The organism is Burkholderia sp. HI2500 (assembly GCF_002223055.1).
Taxonomy (GTDB): domain Bacteria; phylum Pseudomonadota; class Gammaproteobacteria; order Burkholderiales; family Burkholderiaceae; genus Burkholderia.
The window spans coordinates 694,878-714,836 of sequence record NZ_NKFL01000005.1; the positions used below are offsets into that span (position 1 = coordinate 694,878).

General features: G+C 69.3%; 14 protein-coding genes. 4 read left to right on the forward strand and 10 right to left on the reverse strand.

Going from position 1 to position 19,959, the window contains the following annotated elements:
- Positions 1 to 85 precede the first annotated feature (85 nt).
- The gene (locus CFB45_RS16140) at positions 86 to 1,717 is read left to right on the forward strand and encodes a YifB family Mg chelatase-like AAA ATPase (RefSeq protein WP_089426401.1); all 1,632 of its coding nucleotides are present in this window, start codon (positions 86 to 88) and stop codon (positions 1,715 to 1,717) included.
- Positions 1,718 to 2,050: 333 nt separating this feature from the next.
- Here the strand turns inward: CFB45_RS16140 and CFB45_RS16150 are convergent, their stop codons facing one another.
- Positions 2,051 to 2,623 carry a hypothetical protein gene (locus CFB45_RS16150; RefSeq protein ID WP_089426403.1) on the reverse strand — a complete coding sequence of 191 codons (573 nt, stop codon included), beginning with the start codon at positions 2,621 to 2,623 and terminating at the stop codon, positions 2,051 to 2,053.
- A 160-nt stretch (positions 2,624 to 2,783) separates the two neighbouring features.
- Between CFB45_RS16150 and CFB45_RS16155 the strand changes: the two genes are divergently transcribed.
- Positions 2,784 to 3,320 carry a peroxiredoxin family protein gene (locus CFB45_RS16155; protein WP_089426404.1) on the forward strand — a complete coding sequence of 179 codons (537 nt, stop codon included), beginning with the start codon at positions 2,784 to 2,786 and terminating at the stop codon, positions 3,318 to 3,320.
- A gap of 97 nt (positions 3,321 to 3,417) precedes the next feature.
- Here CFB45_RS16155 and CFB45_RS16160 read toward each other — a convergent pair whose 3' ends face one another.
- The 9 genes from CFB45_RS16160 to CFB45_RS16200 form a co-directional block, all read right to left on the reverse strand.
- Positions 3,418 to 4,773, reverse strand: a complete 1,356-nt coding sequence (locus tag CFB45_RS16160) for a sigma-54-dependent transcriptional regulator (protein ID WP_089426405.1) — start codon at positions 4,771 to 4,773, stop codon at positions 3,418 to 3,420.
- A 94-nt stretch (positions 4,774 to 4,867) separates the two neighbouring features.
- Entirely contained in the window at positions 4,868 to 6,877 is a 2,010-nt protein-coding gene (locus CFB45_RS16165) for a sensor histidine kinase (RefSeq protein WP_089426406.1), read from the reverse strand.
- A gap of 4 nt (positions 6,878 to 6,881) precedes the next feature.
- Complete coding sequence (locus CFB45_RS16170) at positions 6,882 to 8,171, reverse strand: dicarboxylate/amino acid:cation symporter (protein ID WP_060321844.1); 1,290 nt, start codon at positions 8,169 to 8,171, stop codon at positions 6,882 to 6,884.
- Between the two features lie 358 nt (positions 8,172 to 8,529).
- Positions 8,530 to 10,215, reverse strand: a complete 1,686-nt coding sequence (locus CFB45_RS16175; protein ID WP_089426661.1) for a cation acetate symporter — start codon at positions 10,213 to 10,215, stop codon at positions 8,530 to 8,532.
- Positions 10,216 to 10,226: 11 nt separating this feature from the next.
- Positions 10,227 to 10,532, reverse strand: coding sequence for a DUF485 domain-containing protein (locus tag CFB45_RS16180; protein WP_089426407.1), 306 nt, complete (start codon positions 10,530 to 10,532; stop codon positions 10,227 to 10,229).
- 99 nt (positions 10,533 to 10,631) lie between these two features.
- Positions 10,632 to 11,837 (reverse strand): CaiB/BaiF CoA transferase family protein, encoded by a 1,206-nt coding sequence (locus CFB45_RS16185; RefSeq protein WP_089426408.1) that lies wholly within the window; start codon positions 11,835 to 11,837, stop codon positions 10,632 to 10,634.
- Between the two features lie 30 nt (positions 11,838 to 11,867).
- The gene (locus tag CFB45_RS16190; RefSeq protein ID WP_089426409.1) at positions 11,868 to 13,004 is read right to left on the reverse strand and encodes an acyl-CoA dehydrogenase family protein; all 1,137 of its coding nucleotides are present in this window, start codon (positions 13,002 to 13,004) and stop codon (positions 11,868 to 11,870) included.
- 14 nt (positions 13,005 to 13,018) lie between these two features.
- The gene (locus CFB45_RS16195; RefSeq protein WP_089426410.1) at positions 13,019 to 14,227 is read right to left on the reverse strand and encodes an acyl-CoA dehydrogenase family protein; all 1,209 of its coding nucleotides are present in this window, start codon (positions 14,225 to 14,227) and stop codon (positions 13,019 to 13,021) included.
- A gap of 29 nt (positions 14,228 to 14,256) precedes the next feature.
- On the reverse strand, positions 14,257 to 16,389 hold the full coding sequence (locus tag CFB45_RS16200) for a 3-hydroxyacyl-CoA dehydrogenase NAD-binding domain-containing protein (protein WP_089426662.1): 2,133 nt from the start codon (positions 16,387 to 16,389) through the stop codon (positions 14,257 to 14,259).
- A gap of 249 nt (positions 16,390 to 16,638) precedes the next feature.
- On the opposite strand from CFB45_RS16200, the gene CFB45_RS16205 reads away from it, so the two are divergent.
- Together CFB45_RS16205 and ggt are read left to right on the forward strand one after the other, a co-directional pair.
- The gene (locus CFB45_RS16205) at positions 16,639 to 17,601 is read left to right on the forward strand and encodes a LysR family transcriptional regulator (RefSeq protein WP_089426411.1); all 963 of its coding nucleotides are present in this window, start codon (positions 16,639 to 16,641) and stop codon (positions 17,599 to 17,601) included.
- A 71-nt stretch (positions 17,602 to 17,672) separates the two neighbouring features.
- A complete protein-coding gene (gene ggt, locus CFB45_RS16210) occupies positions 17,673 to 19,550 on the forward strand; it encodes a gamma-glutamyltransferase (protein WP_089426412.1) in 1,878 nt (625 codons plus the stop codon).
- Positions 19,551 to 19,959: the final 409 nt, after the last annotated feature.

Consider the following 19,959-nt stretch of genomic DNA (forward strand, 5'->3'; position numbering starts at 1 on the left):
CAAGCGCGCACCGATTCCTCCGATTCCCGCGGCATGCGGCCTCGAACGGCCGTCGTCCGTCCGCCTTGTTTACAGGAGCCTCGCCATGTCGCTCGCCGTGGTGCGCAGTCGCGCGCCCGCCTCCGGCCGTGCGCCGGACGTCACCGTCGAAGTCCATCTCGCCAACGGCTTGCCGTCGTTCTCGATCGTCGGCCTGCCCGATCTCGAAGTCCGCGAAAGCCGCGAGCGGGTGCGCGCCGCGCTGCAGAACTGCGGCTTCGAATTCCCCGTGCGCCGCATCACCGTCAACCTCGCGCCGGCCGACCTGCCGAAGGAGTCGGGACGGTTCGACCTGCCGATCGCGCTCGGCATCCTCGCCGCGAACGGCCAGATCCCGGCCGACGCGCTGGCCGGCCGCGAATTCGCGGGTGAACTGTCGCTGACCGGCGCGCTGCGGCCGATGCGCGGCGCGTTCGCGATGGCGTGCGGCGTCGCGCGGGATGGGCAGTCAGCGGAAAGTGGCGCGGCTTCCGGCCTGGGTTCCGGTACGCTGTCCGGTTCAGGCAACGGTGGCCAAGGGGCCGGCCCGGCGCCGCGCTCCACCGCCGCGTCGAACACCCCCGAGCTGTACCTGCCGCTCGCCAGCGCCGCCGAGGCCGCGCTCGTGCCGGGCGTCACCGTGTTCGGCGCGCCGGACCTGCCCGCGCTGTGCGCGCACCTCACCGGCGCACCCGACGGGCGGCTCGCCCCGGTCGCGGCGCCCTGCCTCGACGGCCTGCCGACGCCGGCCGCCCCCGATCTCGCCGACGTGGTCGGCCAGCGCGGCGCCCGCCGTGCGCTGGAAGTCGCGGCCGCGGGCGGCCATCACATGCTGATGGTCGGGCCGCCGGGGGCCGGCAAGTCGATGCTGGCCGCCCGGCTGCCGGGCCTCCTGCCGCCGCTGACCGACGACGAGGCGCTGACGTCGGCAGCGCTCCTCTCCGCGAGCCGCCTCGGCTTCTCGCCCGCGCAGTGGCGCCGGCGGCCGTTCCGCGCGCCGCATCACTCGTCGAGCGCCGCCGCGCTGGTCGGCGGCCGCAACCCGCCGCAACCGGGCGAGATCACGCTCGCGCACCTCGGCGTGCTGTTCCTCGACGAACTCCCGGAATTCGACCGGCACGTGCTCGAGATGCTGCGCGAGCCGCTGGAGGCCGGCCGCATCACGATTTCACGCGCGGCCCAGCAAGCCGACTTCCCGGCCGCGTGCCAGCTGATCGCCGCGATGAATCCGTGCCCGTGCGGCTGGCACGGCGATCCGTCGGGGCGCTGCCGCTGCTCGCCGGACGTCGCCGCGCGCTACCTGCGCAAGCTGTCGGGGCCGCTCGTCGACCGCATCGACATCCAGATCGACCTGCCCGCGCTGTCGCCGGCCGAGCTGGCGATGCGGGCGTCGGCGCCCGGCGAGCCGAGTGCCGCGGTCGCCGCGCGGGTCGCGCAGGCGCGTGCGCTGCAACTCGTTCGGCAGGGCAAGACGAACCACATGCTGAGCGGCCGCGAGACCGACGACCTGTGCCGGCCGACCGACGAAGGCGAACGGCTGCTGCGCGAGGCCGGCGAGCGCTTCGGCTGGTCGGCGCGCGCGTATTTCCGCGTGCTGAAGGTCGCGCGGACGATCGCCGACCTGGCCGGCGACCCGCTGCCGACGGCCGCGCAGATCGCCGAAGCGATCCGCTACCGGCGCGCACTGACGGCGCTCTGAACGCCCTCGGAGGACAAAATCCGGCTGTCAAGACTTGACTTATGCACAATTCCACGAATCCGGCCCCGGATCAGGGCTCGGCGAGACCTTTGCGGCACGGAATCCGTATCCCATTGTTTTAATTGACTTTTATCAAAACGCGAGCGAGCGGCCAAACGGGCCGGAAGGCCGTCCCGCGCGGCTTGGCGGGAAATCCGGGCAACTTTTCAACAAAGTTATCCACATGCGCTGTGGATAGCCGAAAAAACCTCGCAAAATCCGGCGACTAGCGTCGAAAGCTGCGAATGAACTTTCAGTTGTCACAGAGTGTCTGAGCGCCCTCTCCGGCCGCCGTCAGTCGAGTTTGAACGACCCGAAAAACTGGTCGAGCTGCTCCTGCGTGAGCGGGCCGTCGGCGATCACGACGGCCTGGTACGCGTGCCGGCCGCGCGCGACGAGTCGCGCCACGATCGTCTTGTGCGCGCGATCGCCGCCGGCGGCCGCGCCCGCGACGCGCAGCTCGAGCCCGTTCACCGCGCCGCCGGCCGCGAGCGGCACGGGCACGGAAGCCGTCTGCGGCGCGCCTTCGAGGTTGCGGGACAACCCGGCACGCAGGAACTCGAGCGCCGCGCGGCGCGTGTCGTCGCGGTCGTCCGGCAGCGTCAGCGTGCCGACCGCGAACACCGCGCCGTCGACGTGCGCGGCCTGCATCCGCATCGGCATCGACGCGCCGCCGATCGCCACCGGCTGCTCCTCGACGGTCGGCTTCGCCGGCAGGTCGATCGTGTAGCCGGCGTCGTTGTGCAGCGTGCGCCAGTCGTACGACGGCGAGCACGCGGCCAGCACCGCGCTCATGCACGCAAGCGCGGCGAAGTGTCGCAGCGGACGAAAAAGGGGGTGCAACGAAACGGTGACTTCCTTCGGCATGGCGTGGATCGGGCAGGCAAAACGGGCATTATCCGCTGAACGTGACATCCGGGATGCGTGGCCGCCGTCGGTGCGCAAGCCGCATTCGCGCTAAAATGAGCGCCGAATTTCGATGTCCTTTGCATTGATCCGCGTCATCGACCGACTCCGAGAGCACCAGATGAACACCACGCCTCCCGTCCGGCGCAGCGCCGGCCCCGTCCGCTACATCGTCGCCGCCGCTGTCGTCGCGGCGATCGCCGTCGCCGGCTTCTTCGCGTTCAACGGCAAGTCCAGCGTGCCGGACGCCACGTTCACGCTGCTGTCGGGCCAGAAGGTCTCGACTGCAGGCGACCTGAAAGGCAAGGTCTATCTCGTGAACTTCTGGGCGACGAGCTGCGCAACCTGCATGCAGGAAATGCCGCAGATGGTCGATACCTACAATCGCTTCAAGGGTCAGGGTCTGGAATTCGTCGCGGTCGCGATGAACTACGATCCGCCGATGTACGTCGCGAACTACGCGCAAACGCGCCAGCTGCCGTTCAAGGTCGCGCTCGACGACGGCAGCGTCGCGAAGCAGTTCGGCAACGTGCAGCTCACGCCGACGACTTTCGTCGTCGACAAGGACGGCAAGATCCTGAAGCGCTACGTCGGCGCACCGCAGTTCGCGGAACTCGACGCGCTGCTCAAGAAGGCACTCGACGGCAACGCGGCCTGAGCGCCGCCCGATCCGGCTCGAAGGGCCGCGCACCGCGCCCTTCCCCGCACCACGGACCGCACGACCGGGCAAGCCGGTTCCGCGGTCCGTTTGCTTTTCAGCGCTCGGTTTCGCCTTTCGCCGACAGCCCGTAGCGCTTCATCTTCTCGTACAACGTCGCCTTGCCGACATGCAGCCGGTCGGCCGTCGCGGCGACCGCGCCGCCCGTCTGGTTCAGCGCCTCGGCGATCACCGCGCGCTCGAATTGCTCGATGCGCTCCTTCAGCGTCTGCTCGCTGTCGGCGTCGTCGCCGCTCGCGCCCGTCTCCTGCGGCATGTCGGCCACGCCGAGCACGAAGCGGTCGGCCGCGTTGCGCAGCTCGCGCACGTTGCCGGGCCAGTCGCGCTGCATCAGGCTCGCGCGCTGCCGGTCGGTCAGCACCGGCGCGGGCCGCGCGTAGCGCACGGCCGCATCGAGCATGAAGTGCTCGAACAGCGGCACGATGTCCTCGCGGCGCTCGGCCAGCGGCGGCAGCGCGATCGTCACGACGTTGAGGCGGTACAGCAGGTCGCGCCGGAACGTGCCGGCCGCGACGAGCTCGCTCATGTCGCCCTTCGCGGCCGCCACCACGCGGCAGTTCACGCGGATCGGCTGGTTCGAGCCGAGCCGCTCCAGCACGCCGTCCTGAAGCACGCGCAGCAGCTTCACCTGCAGCGCGAGCGGCATGCTCTCGATTTCGTCGAGGAACAGCGTGCCGCCCGACGCATATTCGAGCTTGCCGACGCGGCGCTTCGCGGCGCCGGTGAACGCGCCGGGCTCGTAGCCGAACATCTCCGACTCGAACATCGGCTCGGGCAGCGCGCCGCAATTCACCGCGATGAACGGCTTGTCGCGGCGCGGCGACAGCTCGTGCAGGCTGCGCGCGATCAGCTCCTTGCCGGCGCCGGTGTCGCCGTTGATCAGCACCGACGCATCGGTGGGCGCGACGTTCGCGATCAGCTTGCGCACCTGCTCGATCGCGGGGCTGCGGCCAATGATGCGCGGCGCGACGACGTTCTGCCCGGCCAGCTCGCGCCGCAGCGCGTGGTTCTCGAGCACGAGCTCGCGGCGCTCGAGCGCGCGGCGCACCGTCTCGATCAGGCGCTCGGCCGCGAACGGTTTTTCGATGAAATCGTATGCGCCGTCGCGCATCGCCTGCACGGCCATCGAGATGTCGCCGTGCCCCGTGACGAGGATCACGGGCACGTCGGGCACGCGCTCGCGGCACTGCGCGAGCACGTCGAGCCCGCTCGCGCCGGGCAGCCGGATGTCGCTGACGATCGCGCCGGCGTTATCCGCGACGATCGCCTTCTCGGCCGCTTCGGCCGACTCGAAGCCGGCGACGTCGAACCCCGCCAGCTGAAGGCTCTGCACGCTGGCCCGGCGAACGAGCGCATCGTCTTCGATATAGATCACTTGCAGCCGGTTGGCCATCGTACTCACTTGCTCCTGACGGGCCGCGCGGCGGCAGCGCGCGCGGCGGCGTTGATACCGATCGTGCGCCGATCGGGCGGGCGGCGTGGCGCGCCTAGCGCGAGCCCGCCGGCTCGGACACGGAGTCCGGATGATGCGTGCGGGCGCGCCGCAGCGTCAAGACGAACAGCGCACCGCCCGATGGCGCGTTGCGCGCAGTCAGCGCCCCGCCCGCGTCGCTCGCGATCGACGACGAGATCGCGAGGCCAAGGCCGAGCCCGCACCCCATTTCCTTGGTCGTGAAGAACGGCTCGAACAGGCGCGGCAGCAGGTCAGGGGCAATGCCGCTTCCGTTGTCGCGCACCTCGACGGCGAGCGTGGCCGCCGACACCGCGATCGTCACCTCGATCGCCGGCGCCGCCACCCCGGCGACCGCGTCGAGCGCGTTGCCGAGCAGGTTGATCAGCACCTGTTCGAGGCGCAGATCCTCGCAACGGGCGACGAGTTCAGGATAGTCGCGCGCCAGATCGAGCGGCGCATCCTGCGCGGGCGACACGGTCGCGTCCTGCAGCGTCAGCGTGAGCGCGACGCCGCGCAGCCGCTCGTCGAGCAGCGACAGCACGCTGCGCAGCGCGCGCACGACGAGCGCCTGCTCGTTGCGCGGCTTCGCGCGGCCGACGAACAGCTTCAGCTGGTTCGTGATCTTGCCCATCCGCTCGGTCAGCGCGGCGATCGCCTCGAGATTCTCGCGCGCGGCCGCCTGCTCGCCGCGATCGAGCAACACGCGCGTGTTGTCCGAGAAGCTGCGCAGCGCCGCGAGCGGCTGGTTCAGTTCGTGCGTGATGCCGGCCGCCATCTGGCCGAGCGCGGCGAGCTTGCTCGCCTGGATCAGTTCGTCGTGCGCGGCGCGCAGCTCCTGCTCCGCACGGATCCGGTCGCCGACTTCCTTCTGCAATTGCTCGTTCGCTTCCGACAGGTCGGCCGTGCGCTCCTCGACGCGCCGGTTCAGCTCCGCGTACGCCTGTTGCAGCAGCGCGCGGCCGCGGATCATTTCACGCACGCGCGCGCGGCGCATCCGCCAGTAGAACGCGAGCAGCGCGACCGACACGAAGCCGAAACCGGTGACGATCGTCGCGTTGCGCGCATCGGCGTCAACGGGCGCGATCGGCGCGAGCGTGACGAGCAGCCAGTCGGGCTCGCCGATCCGGCGCTTGCTCGCGAGGAACCGCGGCGCGCGCATGCCGGGGCCCAGGCGCACGATTTCCGCATCGGGGCCGAGCACCTGCTCGATGCGCAGCGGCAGCGGCGTGACGGGCTGCTGCGCGTACTGGCGCGTCTCGTAGATCGACGCGGCGACAGGGCCCGTGAGCGGGCGCAGCGTGTGGTACTTCCATGCGGGCACCGACGACAGGAACACGACGCCGTGATCGTCCGCGACGACGAGCGGCTCCGACGCATCGGCGCCCTGGAACCATTCGAGGTTGAGCTTCACGACGACCACGCCCGCGATCTTGCCGTCGCGCCACACGGGCTGCGAGATGTAGTAGCCGGGATCGCGCGAGATCGTGCCGATCCCGAAGAAGCGGCCGACCTGGCCGTTCATCGCATCGAGGAAATACGGGCGGAAGCGGTATTCGGTCCCGACGAAGCTGTCGGGCGCGCGCCAGTTGCTGGCGGCGACACACAGGCCGTCCGCGCCGATCACGTAGGTGACGGTCGCGTGCGCGTGTTCGTTGAGGTCTTCGAGATAGCGATTGACGCGCCCGGTGTAGTCGGCGCGCGTCGGCTCGGCGAGCAGGTCCTGCACGTACGGATGGCTGCCGAGCAGATAGGGCAGCGACTCGTAGCGGTCGAGCGTGCTCTTGAGCGCGTTGGTGGTGCGGTCGACGCGCACCGCGGCGTTGCGCTGCAGCTCGGCGACGCCGCGCCGCCAGGTGATCGTCCACGTCAGCGTGCACGCCGCGGCGAGCGCGGCGGCAAGCACGACGAGAATGAGCAGACGGCGCGTCACGGTCGAGGCTTCCTGGCGATGCGGATCACCTATTGTGTCATAGGCCTCCGCCCTTCCGCCTCGACCGCCGCGGCTCGCACCGCCGGCGGGCGGTGCCGCCGCCTGCTCCTTCATGACGTCAGACGCCGGCCGTCTCGGTCGGCGCCACTTCGCCGCCGCCCTTCAGCGCCTGGCGCAGCTTGTTGCGGTCGAGCTCCTTCTCCCAGGCCGACACGACGACCGTCGCGACGCCGTTGCCGACGATGTTGGTCAGCGCACGGCATTCGCTCATGAAGCGGTCGATGCCGAGGATCAGCACCATGCCCGACAGCGGGATCGTCGGCACGACGGCCAGCGTCGCGGCGAGCGTGATGAAGCCCGCGCCCGTGACGCCGCTCGCGCCCTTCGACGTCAGCATCGCGACGGCGAGCAGCGTGAGCTGCTGCATCCACGTCAGTTCGATGTTGGTCGCCTGCGCGATGAACAGCACGGCCATCGTCATGTAGATGTTGGTGCCGTCGAGGTTGAACGAATAGCCGGTCGGCACGACGAGGCCGACGACCGAACGCGAGCAGCCGGCCTTCTCGAGCTTTTCCATCAGCTGCGGCAGCGCGGCTTCCGACGAGCTCGTGCCGAGCACGATCAGCAGCTCTTCCTTGATGTAGGACACGAAGCGGATGATCGAGAAGCCCGTGACCCGCGCGATCGTGCCGAGCACGACGAGCACGAACACGACCGACGTCAGGTAGAACGTGCCGATCAGCTTGAGCAGCGGCACCAGCGAGCCGACGCCGTACTTGCCGATCGTGAACGCCATCGCGCCGAACGCGCCGATCGGCGCCAGCTTCGTGACGATGTGCACGATGCCGAACAGCACGCGCGTGAGCCCGTCGATGAAGTCGGTGACGACCTTGCCGCGCTCGCCGAGATGCGCGAGCACGCTGCCGAACAGCAGTGCGATCAGCAGGATCTGCAGGATCTCGCCCTGCGCGAACGCATCGACCATCGTGTTCGGGATGATGTGCATCAGGAAGTCGACCGTCGACTGCCCGTGCGCCTTCGCCGCGTACGACGCGACGGCCTTGCCGTCGAGCGTCGCCGGATCGATGTTGAAGCCGACGCCCGGACGCAGGATGTGCGTGGCCGCCAGGCCGAGCACCAGCGCGAAGGTCGACACGATCTCGAAGTACAGCAGCGCCTTGCCGCCAACGCGGCCGACCTTCTTCATGTCCTCCATGCCGGCGATGCCGGTGACGACCGTACAGAAGATGATCGGGCCGATCACCATCTTGATCAGCTTGATGAAGCCGTCGCCGAGCGGCTTCATGTCGGTGGCGATCGACGGATAGAAGTGGCCGAGGATCACGCCGACGATGATGGCGAAGATCACCTGCACATAGAGCACTTTGTAGAAGGGTTTCTTCTTCACGATGGTTCCTGCAGAAGTAGATGAGCCGATGGAAACGGCGTCACGCGCGCGGACGAATGTCACAGGGGAAGATTCACTCGCCCGCGCGGCTGCCGTGCCGCAACAAGCGATGCCTCAGGACGTCCGGAGGGGGAGGAAGGCAGTGGTCATCGATTGTCTCCTTGCTTGCTGTAGTAGTTCGGCCGGGGGAGGGCCGTGCGCTTTATATTGCAAGGTCAATGCCAGGTTCCTGAAACCCGTCAAACCTTTGTATTCATTGTATTTCTCATAATGCGGCAGGCAAGGAAATCCGGGTTTCCGGATTTCCGGAAAATATCCGTCCGGCGATCCGGACGGATGCACTCATTCATCTGACGAATCAATGCTGCACGGCGCGGCCGGCCAGCACGCCCGTCTGCGCGTAGAACTCCTGCTGCGCGAACGCGTCGCGCTCGCGCCGGGCGCGCTCGCCGCGATCCGCGAGCGAGCCGACGACGATCCCGATGAACGCGAGCGGCACCGACACGAGCGCCGGGTTGTCGAGGAACACCGGTGCGTGCGCGTGGTGCAGCACGTCGACCCACACCGACTTCGACAGCACCGTGAGCGTGACCGCCGACGCGAGGCCGAGGCCGCCGCCGAGCACCGCGCCGCGCGTCGTCATCCCGCGCCAGAAAATCGACATCGCGAGCACCGGGAAATTGGCGCTCGCGGCCACCGCCGCGACGAGGCCGACCATGAACGCGACGTTCACGTGCTCGAACAGGATCGACAGCCCGATCGCGACCGCCGACAGCGCGATCGTCGCCGCGCGCGAGATGCGCATCTCGACGCGCTCGTCGGGCTTGCCGCGTGCCCACATCTGCGCGTACAGGTCGTGCGAGATCGTCGTCGCGCCGGCGAGCGTAAGGCCTGCGACCACCGCGAGGATCGTCGCGAACGTGACGGCCGCGATGAACCCGTAGAACCAGTTCCCGCCGACCGCCTGCGCGAGCTTCACCGCGACCATGTTCGAGCCGCCGAGCAGGTCGTGCGTCAGGTTGAACGTGCCGTTCGCGCCTAGCTTGAAGAACTCCGGATGCTGCGCGAGCAGCACGATCGCCGAGAAGCCGATCACGAAGGTCAGCAAATAGAAGTAGCCGATGAAACCGGTCGCATAGAGCACCGACTTGCGCGCCTCCTTCGCGTTCGGCACCGTGAAGAAGCGCATCAGGATGTGCGGGAAGCCGGCCGTGCCGAACATCAGCGCGATGCCGAGCGACAGCGCGTTGGCCGGATCGCGGATCAGCTTGCCGGGGCCCATGATCGACAGCGCGCCCGGATGCACGGCCACCGCGCGGCGGAACATCTCGTCGACGCTGAAGCCGAATTCGCTCAGTGCAAGCACGACGAGCAGCGTCGCGCCGCACAGCAGCAGCACGGCTTTGATCACCTGCACCCAGGTGGTCGCGGTCATCCCGCCGAAGAACACGTAGACCACCATCAGCACGCCGACGATCAGCTCGGCCGTGCCGTACGACAGCCCGAACAGCAGCTGGATCAGCTTGCCCGCGCCGACCATCTGCACGACGAGGTACAGCACGACGATGGTCAGCGAATTCGCGGACGTCAGCAGCCGGATCGGCCGCTGCGCGAAGCGGTACGCGACGACGTCGACGAACGTGAACTTGCCGAGGTTGCGCAGCGGCTCGGCGATCAGGAACATCACGAACGGCCAGCCGACCAGGAAGCCGATCGAGTAGATGAGCCCGTCGAAGCCGAACATGAACACCATCCCCGACAGCCCGAGGAACGACGCGGCCGACATGTAGTCGCCCGCGATCGCAAGCCCGTTCTGCAGCCCGGTGATGCCGCCGCCGGCCGTGTAGAAGTCGCGTGTCGAGCGCGTGCGGCGCGCGGCCCAGCGCGTGAGCGCGAGCGTCGCGAACACGAACGCGAAGAACATCCCGATCGCGACCGGGTTCAGTTCGACCTTGTCGGGCATCGGGCCCGCGACGGATACCGCGTGCGCGGCGGTGGAAGCGAGAACGGCAGGCGCGCCGAGCGCCATCGAGAGTCGTCGCATGTCGGCCTCCGTCACGAACGCTGCAGGATCGCGTCGACGCGGCGGTCGAACGCACGGTTCGCGCGCAGCACGTAGCACGCGGTCAGGCCGATCGCGACCAGGATGATCGCGACGCCGGTGGCGATCCCGACCGTCATCGTCGCGCCGTGGTACAGCGGCGCGGCGAGCACGTGCGGCGCGAGCGCGACGAGCAGGATGAAGCCGTAGTACGTGGCGATCATCAGCGCCGTCAGCGTGAAGCTGAAGCGGCGCCGCGCACGCACGAGCTGCTGGTAGTCACGGCGCGCCGTGACCGATTCGATGACGGAAAGCTCCATGGTGTCTCCAATGTCTCCTCGTCGTCGCGAGGAATGTCTTATGGATGGCTGGCGCGTCGACTGCTCCGCCCGCGCCACGGCGGCAAGGCATGAAACGCGTTACACAATGCGATCCGCACGCAGCCGCGCAACCTCGTCGGCCGACATCCCGAGCCAGCCGCCGAGCACCGCATCCGTATCGGCACCGAGCACCGGCGGCGCGCCGCGCACCGGCAACCGCGCACCATCGAACCGGTACGGCGGCGCCAGCACGTCGACGCCGCCCGCGACCGGATGCGGCTGCCGCGTGACGAGCCCTGCGCTCGTCGCGCGTTCCGACTTCAGCGCCTCGTGCAGCCCGAGCACTTCGCCGCACGGAATGCCCGCGTCGGCGAGCGCCGTGAGCAACGTCGCGCGCGACCGGCGTGCGAGTTCACGACCAATCTCCGGCAGCAGCTCGGCGCGGTTTTCCGAGCGGCCGAGGTTGGTCTTGTAACGCGTGTCGGCTGCGAGGTCGGGGCGTTCGATCGCCTCGCAGAAGCGCGCGAACTGCGCGTTGTTGCCGACCGTGATCACGAGCGGGCCGTCGGCCGCGTCGAACACGCCGTACGGCACGACCGACGGATGCGCGTTGCCGTAGCGCGGCGGGTCCTCGCCCATCAGCAGCGCGTCGAGCCCGTAGTACGCGGTGATCATCAGCCCGCAGTCGAACAGCGCCATTTCGATGCGCCGCCCGCGCCCCGTCGCATGGCGCTCGTACAGCGCGGCGAGGATCGCCTGCGCCGAATACATCCCGGTGAACAGGTCGACTGCCGCGACGCCGAACTTCAGCGGCGGCTGGCCGGCCTCGCCGTTCAGCGCCATCAGCCCGGCCTCGCCCTGCACGACGAGGTCGTAGCCGGGCCGCGCTGCCTCGGCGCCCGAGCGGTCGTAGCCGGAAATCGCGCAGTGCACGACGCGCGGGTTCAGCTCGGCCAGCGTGTCGTAGCCGAGCCCGAGCTTTTCCGCGCCGCCGAACTTGAAGTTGTGGAGCACCACGTCGGCCTGCGCGGCCAGCTCGCGCGCGAGCCGCCGCCCGTCTTCGGTCTGCAGGTCGAGACAGATCGAGCGCTTGCTGCGGTTCACGCTGTTGAAGTAGGTCGTCTCGGTGTCGCCGATCCGCAGGCCCCAATCGCGCGTGTCGTCGCCGCGCGCCGGATGCTCGACCTTGATCACTTCCGCGCCGAAATCGGCGAGCACCATCGCGCACCACGGGCCCGCGAGCACACGCGAGAAATCGAGCACCTTCACGCCGGCCAGCGGCAATGCGCGCGATTCGTTCGTCATCCTTGTCTCCTCCGTTCGCGTCGTTCGTCTTTACTGTTTCGACAGCGCGATGTAGCGCGCGAGGTGATGATCCTCGTCGCCGAGCTGGTGATCGATCATCACGAGGCGCTTCGCGTAGTGCGACAGCGGCAGCTCCCACGTCATCCCGATCCCGCCGTGCAGCTGGATGCTCTCTTCGGCGACGAGCGTGCCGATCCGGCCGATCGTGTACTTCGCCGCCGCGAGCGCACGTTCGCGCACCCCGCGCGGCGCATCGAGCTGTGCGGCCGCGTTGATCACGGCCGAGCGCGCCTGCTCGACTTCGAGCAGCAGGTCGGCCATCCGGTGCTGCAGCGCCTGGAAGCTGCCGATCGGCAAGCCGAACTGCTTGCGCGTACGCAGGTAGTCGAGCGTGTATTCCTTCGCGACGTCCATCGCACCGAGCGCCTCCGCCGACAGCGCGAGCAATCCGTAGCCGAGCACGCGTTCGAGCAGCTCGGCGCCTGCTTCACCGTCGCGCGCGCCGAGCGCGGCATCGGCCGGCAGCACGACGCGTTCGAAGCGCACCTCGGCCGCGCGGCCGCCGTCGATCTTCCGGTAGTCGCGCAACGATACGCCCGGCGCATCGGCCGGCACGACGAACAAGCCGATGCCGGCCGCATCGTCGTCGTGACCCGACACCCGCGCGCTGACGACGAAGAACGCCGCTTGCGCGGCCTGGTCGACGACGCCCTTCGCGCCCGTCAGCACCCAGCCGTCGCCCGAGCGTTCGGCACGCGTGCGCACGGTCGTCAGTTCGTAGTGCGAGCCGGGTTCGTCATGCGCGAACGCGGCGCTCGCGATGCCGTCGATCAGTGCGGCCAGCCGGTCGCGATGCGCGGCGCCGCCGGCGAGCGACAGCGCACGCCCCGCGAGCAGCGCGCCGAGGAACGGCTCGACGACGAGCCCGCGCCCGAGGCATTCGAACACCACGGCGATGTCGAAGCCCGCTCCGCCGAACCCGCCGTCGGCTTCGGAAAACAGCGCGCCGACCGTGCCGAGGTCGGCAAGGCGCCGCCACATCGCGCGATCGAAACCTTCGGCCGACTGCGCGATGCGATCGCGCACCGGGAACGCGTACTGTTCGGCGATGAAGCGGTTCAACGTATCCGCCAGCATCCGGCGGTCTTCTGTGTGCTGGAAATCCATCGTCGCGTCCCTCGTTACAGCCCGAGCATCATCTTCGCGATGATGTTCTTCTGGATCTCGTTCGAGCCGCCGAAGATCGACAGCTTCCGGTTGTTGAAGTACTGCTGCGCGGCGCTCGCGGCGTCGTCCGGGCCGACCGGCTCGCCGTCGTAGTCGGCACCGAGCGCCTCCTCGACGAACGGCTGCGCGTACGGTCCCATCGCGCGCCGCATCAGCGCGGTGATCTCCTGGCGGATCTGCGTGCCGCGGATCTTCAGCATCGAGCTTTCCGCGCCCGGCGCACCACCGCCCGCGACCGCGGCCAGCACGCGCAGGTTGGTCGTGCGCATGTTCTCGAGCTCGATCTCGACCCGCGCGACGCGCGCTGCGAAGAACGGATCGTCCGCGAGCGGCCGGCCGTTCTTCGTGACCTTCGCGGCCACCGCGCGCAACCGGTCGAGCGCGGCCGTCGAGAAGCCGATTCCGGCGATGTTGGTGCGCTCGTACGTGAGCAGGTATTTCGCGTAGGTCCAGCCGCGGTTCTCCTCACCGACGAGGTTGGCCGCCGGCACGCGCACGTCGGTGAAGAACACCTCGTTCACTTCGTGTTCGCCGTCGAGCGTGATGATCGGGCGCACTTCGACACCCGGCGTGTTCATGTCGATCAGCAGGAAGCTGATGCCTTCCTGCTTGCGCACGTCGGTCGCGGTGCGCACGAGGCAGAAGATCATGTTCGCGTAGTGGCCGAGCGTGGTCCACGTCTTCTGGCCGTTCACGAGGTAGTGCTCGCCCTGCGCGTCGATCCCGCGCACCGCGCTCGTCTTCACCGATGCGAGATCGGAACCGGCGCCCGGCTCCGAGTAGCCCTGGCACCACCAGTCGGTGCCGTCGAGGATGCGCGGCAGCCAGTGGCGCTGCTGCGCGTCGTTGCCGTACTTGATCAGCACGGGGCCGAGCATGTTCACGCCGAACGGCACGATGCGCGGCGCACCCGCGAGCGCGCATTCGTTGTCGAACAGGAACTTCTGCGCGACGCTCCAGCCGGGGCCGCCGTATTCGCGGGGCCAGTGGCTCGCGAGCCAGCCGCGCGCGTTGAGTGTCGCGTGCCATTCGCGCATGTCGTCGCGCGTGAGATGCAGGCCGCCCTTCACCTTGCGCGCGATGCGCGCGGGCAGTTCGGCTTGCAGGAAGCGCTGCACTTCGGTGCGGAAGGCTTCCTCTTCGGGAGTGAAATTGAGGTCCATCTTCGGTCCGTGGCGAATGCGGTGGGCGTTCAGTCGATGCGGTTCAGGCTCGCGAAATCCGCGCCGCGCGCGACGAGATCGACGAGCAGCGGCGACGGCTTCCAGAACAGCGGATCTTCCTTCGCGAACGCGCGGATATCGGCGAGCACGTTCGCGAGGCCGACCGTGTCCGCGTAATGCATCGGGCCGCCGCGATAGCGCGGGAAGCCGTAGCCGTGCAGGAACACCGCATCGACATCGAGCGGGCGCAGCGCGATCTTCTCGTGCACCACGTTCGCGCCTTCGTTGATCATCGCGGCGAGGTAGCGGCGCAGGATCTCGTCGTCGGTGAAGGTGCGCGGCGTGACGCCCTTCTTCGCGCGCTCTTCCGCGACGATCGCCTCGACTTCCGGGTCCGGCGTGCCGACGCGCGCGCCGTCCGGATACAGGTAGTAGCCGCGCGCGGTCTTCTGGCCGAACCAGCCGCGCTCGCACAGCCGGTCGGAAATCGCCACGTAGCGTGCACGCGGGTCGCGCGTCGCCGCGCGGCGCTTGCGGGTCGCCCAGCCGATGTCGCCGCCCGCGAGGTCGACGACCTGGAACGGCCCCATCGGGAAGCCGAATTCGCGCACCGCGCGGTCGATCTGGTACGGCGACGCGCCGTCTTCCATCAGATAGTCGGCCGCCGTGCGATAGACCGCGAGGATCCGGTTGCCGATGAAGCCGTCGCACACGCCGGCGCGCACCGGCGTCTTCTTCAGTTGCTTGGCGAGCGCGAATGCAGTCGCGATGACGTCCGCGCTCACGCGGGCCGGCACGACGATCTCGAGCAGCTTCATCACGTTGGCCGGCGAGAAGAAATGCAGGCCGATCACGTCGGCCGGGCGGTCGATGCTGGCGGCCAGCTCGTCGATGTCGAGATACGACGTGTTGGTCGCGAGCACCGCGCCTGGCTTGCACACGCGCGCGAGTTCGGCGAACACGGCCTGCTTGACGGCCATGTCCTCGAACACCGCCTCGATCACGACGTCGGCCTGCGCGAGCGCGTCGTACGACGTGCTGCCCTTGAAGCGCGCGAGCCGCGCCGCGTGCGCGGCCGGCGTCATCCGCCCCTTCGCGACGAGGCCGTCGTACACCTTCTCGACGTGCGCTCGGCCACGTGCGAGCGATGCTTCGTCGCGTTCGATCATCGTCACCGGCAGCCCGGCATCGAGCGCCGCGACCGCGATGCCCGCGCCCATCGTGCCGCCGCCGACCACGCCGATCCGCTCGACCGGCCGCGCGCTCGCGCGCCGCGCCTCGGGCGCCTTCGCCGCTTCGCGCTCCGCGAAGAACGCATGCACGAGGCCCGCGCGCTGCGGGCTGTCGATGCACTGCAGGAACAGGCTGCGCTCGAGCTTCATCCCCGCGTCGAACGACTGCGTGAGCGCGGCCTCGACGGCGTCGACGATCTTCGCCGGCGAGAACAGGCCACGCGATTTCTTCGGCAGCTCGGCACGCGCCGCATCGATCGCGGCCTGCGCGGCCGCGCGGTCGGCAAGCCCTCGCGCATCGCGCGTGCGACGCACCGGCGCGCCGAGCGACACGAGCTCCTGCGCATACGCGAGGCCTTCGGCGAGCGTGTCGTCGCTGTGCGCGACGCGGTCGACGAGGCCGAGCGCGAGCGCTTCGTCCGCGCTCACATGGCGGCCCGTCAGCATCAGGTCGAGCGCGGCCTTCGCGCCGATCAGGCGCGGCGCGCGCTGCGTGCCGCCCGCGCCGGGCAGCAGGCCGAGCGTGACTTCGGGCAGCCCGAGCTTCGTGCCCGGCACCGCGAGCCGGTAATGCGCGGCGAGCGCGACTTCGAGGCCGCCGCCGAGCGTCGCGCCGTGCAGCGCGACCACGACCGGCTTCGCGCCCGATTCGATCCGCTCGCATACATCAGGCAGCGACGGCGGCGCGATCGGCTTGCCGAACTCGCGGATGTCAGCGCCCGCGATGAAGTTGCGGCCGGCGCCGACGATCAGCACCGCACGGATCGCGTCGTCGGCCTGCGCCGCGTCGAGCGCGTCGGCAACGCCGCGCCGCACCGCGGCGGACAGCGCGTTGACGGGCGGATGGTCGATCGTGACGACGAGCACCTTGTCGCGCCGTTCGCGCGTGACGGTGCCGGCCGGGCTGGCGGGGGAAGCGGGTGAGTTCATCGTGTCTCCTTGACGCGGCGGCTGGTGCGTCGACGCCGGTTCGTGGCTCACGGCCACGCGAGCGGCGCCGGGGCACCGGCCCCCGTCCCGCACGAAGCGGGACAAGATCCGGCCGTACGCCGGGCATGACCTGATTCTCGATTGATCGAGATTCATTGACAATTCCCTCCTGCTTTTACAAGCTGTCAAGTCTGACTTGACACTGAATGCTTCCGACCATTAACCGGGACGGATCAGGAGACGCGACGCATGGACCTGAACGCGCTGACGCTGCTCGTCGAGATCCTCGACGCCGGCAATCTCAGCAAGGCCGCGCAGCGGCTCAAGATGAGCCGCGCGAACGTCAGCTACCGGCTGAACCAGCTCGAGCGCTCGATCGGCCAGCAGCTCGTGCGGCGCACGACGCGGCGCATCGAGCCGACCGAGATCGGGCTGAAGCTGTACGAGCACGGCCGGCGCATCCGCAACGAACTGCTCGCCGCGCAGGAATCGGTGACGACGCTCGGCCAGGACCTGCAGGGCCGCGTGCGGCTGTCGGTGCCGAGCGGCTACGGGCAGATGGTGATGTCCGACTGGCTGCTCGCGTTCAAGCGGCTGCATCCGGGCATCGTGCTCGACGTCGTGTTCGAGAACCGCGTGGAAGACCTGATGCGCGACGAGATCGACATCGCGGTGCGCGTGATGCCGGAGCCGCCGCAGAACCTCGTCGCGCGCGACATGGGCGCGGTGCGCTACGTCGCGTGCGCGTCCGCCGCCTTCGCGGCCGAGCACGGGATGCCGGCGAGCCTCGGCGCGTTGTCGGCCGCCCCCGTCGTCACCGCGACGGTGATGGGCCGGCAGCTCAGGATCGCCGCGTATCTCGGCGACGAGCGCCACGAGGTGCTGCTCGAGCCCACGCTGGTTTCGGAGAACTTTCTGTTCCTGCGGCAGGCGATCCTCGGCGGGATCGGCGTCGGCATCGTGCCCGACTACGTGGTGCAGGACGACATCCGGCGCGGCACGGTCGTCACGTCGCTCGACGCGTACCGGCTCAGCATCTTCGGCACGCACATGTACATGCTCTACATGCCGAACCGGCACCACACGCGCGCGACGTCGACGTTCATAGAGTTCATCCTCGAACAGGCCGGAAAGACCGGCCGGGGCGGGCCCGGCGCGATGCGTCAGGGTTTCCTGTCGGGTGACAAGCCGCCGGGCACGCGGCGACAATAGCGCGCCGGGGCGGGCAGCCGCATTGCGCCGGCACCGTCGCCTCCTTCGAATTCACTGCTGCCGAGGGTTCAATGTTCGACCGGATTCGTCCGCATTCGCGCTCCTGGACGCTGCTTGCCGCCGTCGCGCTCGTCGCGTTCAACGCCGGCTGCACGTCCCCGTCCACGCCACCGTCGGGCGCGGTGGTGCCCGTCGCCGCCGCCTCGGGCGCCGCCGTGCCGCTGCCCGGCTTCCACGCGCCCGAACTGTCGTCCGGCTGGACCGACAAGCCGGGCTGGACCTCGCAGCACTTCATGATCGCGGCCGCGAACCCGCTCGCGACGCAGGCCGGCTACGAGATGCTGAAGGCGGGCGGCACCGCGATCGACGCGGCGATCGCGACGCAGATGGTGCTCGCGCTCGTCGAGCCGCAATCGTCGGGAATCGGCGGCGGCGCGTTCCTGCTGTACTTCGACGGCAAGGCAACGCAGGCCTACGACGGCCGCGAAACCGCGCCGGCCGCCGCGACCGACCGCCTGTTCTACGGGCCGACCGGCCAGCCGATGAGCTTCTACGAAGGTGTCGTCGGCGGACGCTCGGTCGGCACGCCGGGCGTGCTGCGCATGCTCGACGCCGCGCATCGCGCGCACGGCAAGCTGCCTTGGCGCCGGCTGTTCCAGCCCGCGATCCGGCTCGCCGAGCACGGCTTCACGATCAGCCCGCGGCTCGCGACGCTGATCGCCAGCGACAAGTACCTGAAGAACGACCCGGCCGCGCGCGCGTACTTCTACAACCCGGACGGCACGCCGAAGGCAGCCGGCACGGTGCTGAAGAACCCCGCGCTCGCGACCGTGCTGCGCCAGGTCGCCGACCGCGGCGCGAACGCGTTCTACAGCGGCGCGATCGCGCGCGACATCGTCACGAAGGTGCGCAAGCACCCGACCAACCCGGGCCTGCTGTCGCTGCAGGATCTCGCGCGCTACAAGGCGAAGGTGCGCGCGCCGCTGTGCGCCGACTACCGGCGCTCGGTCGTGTGCGGGATGCCGCCGCCGTCGTCGGGCGGCCTCGCGATCGCGCAGATGCTCGGCATCCTCGAAGCGATGCCCGACTGGCAGCAGATCGGCGCGCAGAAGCCGGTGCGCAACGACGTCGGCTACGAGCCGACGCCGTTCGCCGCGCACCTGTTCAGCGAAGCCGGACGCCTCGCGTATGCGGACCGCGCGCGCTACGTCGCCGATCCCGATTTCGTGCCGCTGCCCGGTGGCAGCTGGGCGAGCCTCACCGACAAGACCTATCTCGCGCAGCGCGCGCACCTGATCGGCGACAGCAGCATGGGCGTCGCGCAGGCCGGCACGCCGCAGGACGCGACGCTCGCGATGGCCGACGACCGCAGCCCCGAGCTGCCGTCGACGTCCGACATCGCGATCGTCGACCGCTACGGCCAGGCGCTGTCGATGACGACCAGCATCGAGGACGCGTTCGGCTCGCGGCTGATGGTGCGCGGCTTCATGCTGAACAACCAGCTCACCGATTTCTCGTTCGTGTCGAACGACAACGGCCGGCCGGTCGCGAACCGCGTGCAGGCCGGCAAGCGGCCGCGCTCGGCGATGTCGCCGGAGCTGGTGTTCGACAAGAAGACGAAGCAGGTGACGATGATCGTCGGCTCGGCCGGCGGCCCCGCGATCATCAATCATGTCGCGAAGACGCTGGTGGGCGTGCTCGACTGGGGGATGACGATGCAGCAGGCGATCGCGCTGCCGAACGTCGGGTCGATGAACGGGCCGACGCAGCTCGAACGCGGCCGCGTGTCGGAAGCACTCGCCGACGGGCTGAAGGGCCGCGGGCACGACGTGCAGGTCGTCGAGATGAACTCGGGGCTGCAGGGGATCCAGCGGCTGAACGTGCAGGGGCAGACGGTGTGGTTCGGCGGCGCGGATCCGCGGCGGGAAGGGGTGGCGATGGGGGATTGAGGGTCCCCAAGCGTGGCGGCGCGGCGCGCTACGCGATGTCGTCCGGCCGCCCGGCCGTGACGACGCGTTGGCGTGCCCGATGCGCGCGGACCGCTCACTGCCCGCCCGCTCTGTCCACCCTGCGCATCGTGCTCGACACACGCATGTGTCCCGCACCATCCGCATCAATTTCGTATTCGTCTGATCGACGGCCCTTGCGTCAATCCGTATAGTCCGCTGCTCGTATCGGCATAGTCCGATCCAGGCCGGTCGTCGGCAGCGACGGCATGTTGCGGTCCCCCACAACGGCACCATCGCGCAGCCAACGAGCCGCCTGGAAGAAGACATGTCCGTATCGTGACGGCGCCTCGTCAGCCTGCGCCACTCCTGCGACTCAATATCCCAAATTAATAAGGACTGCGACTCATAC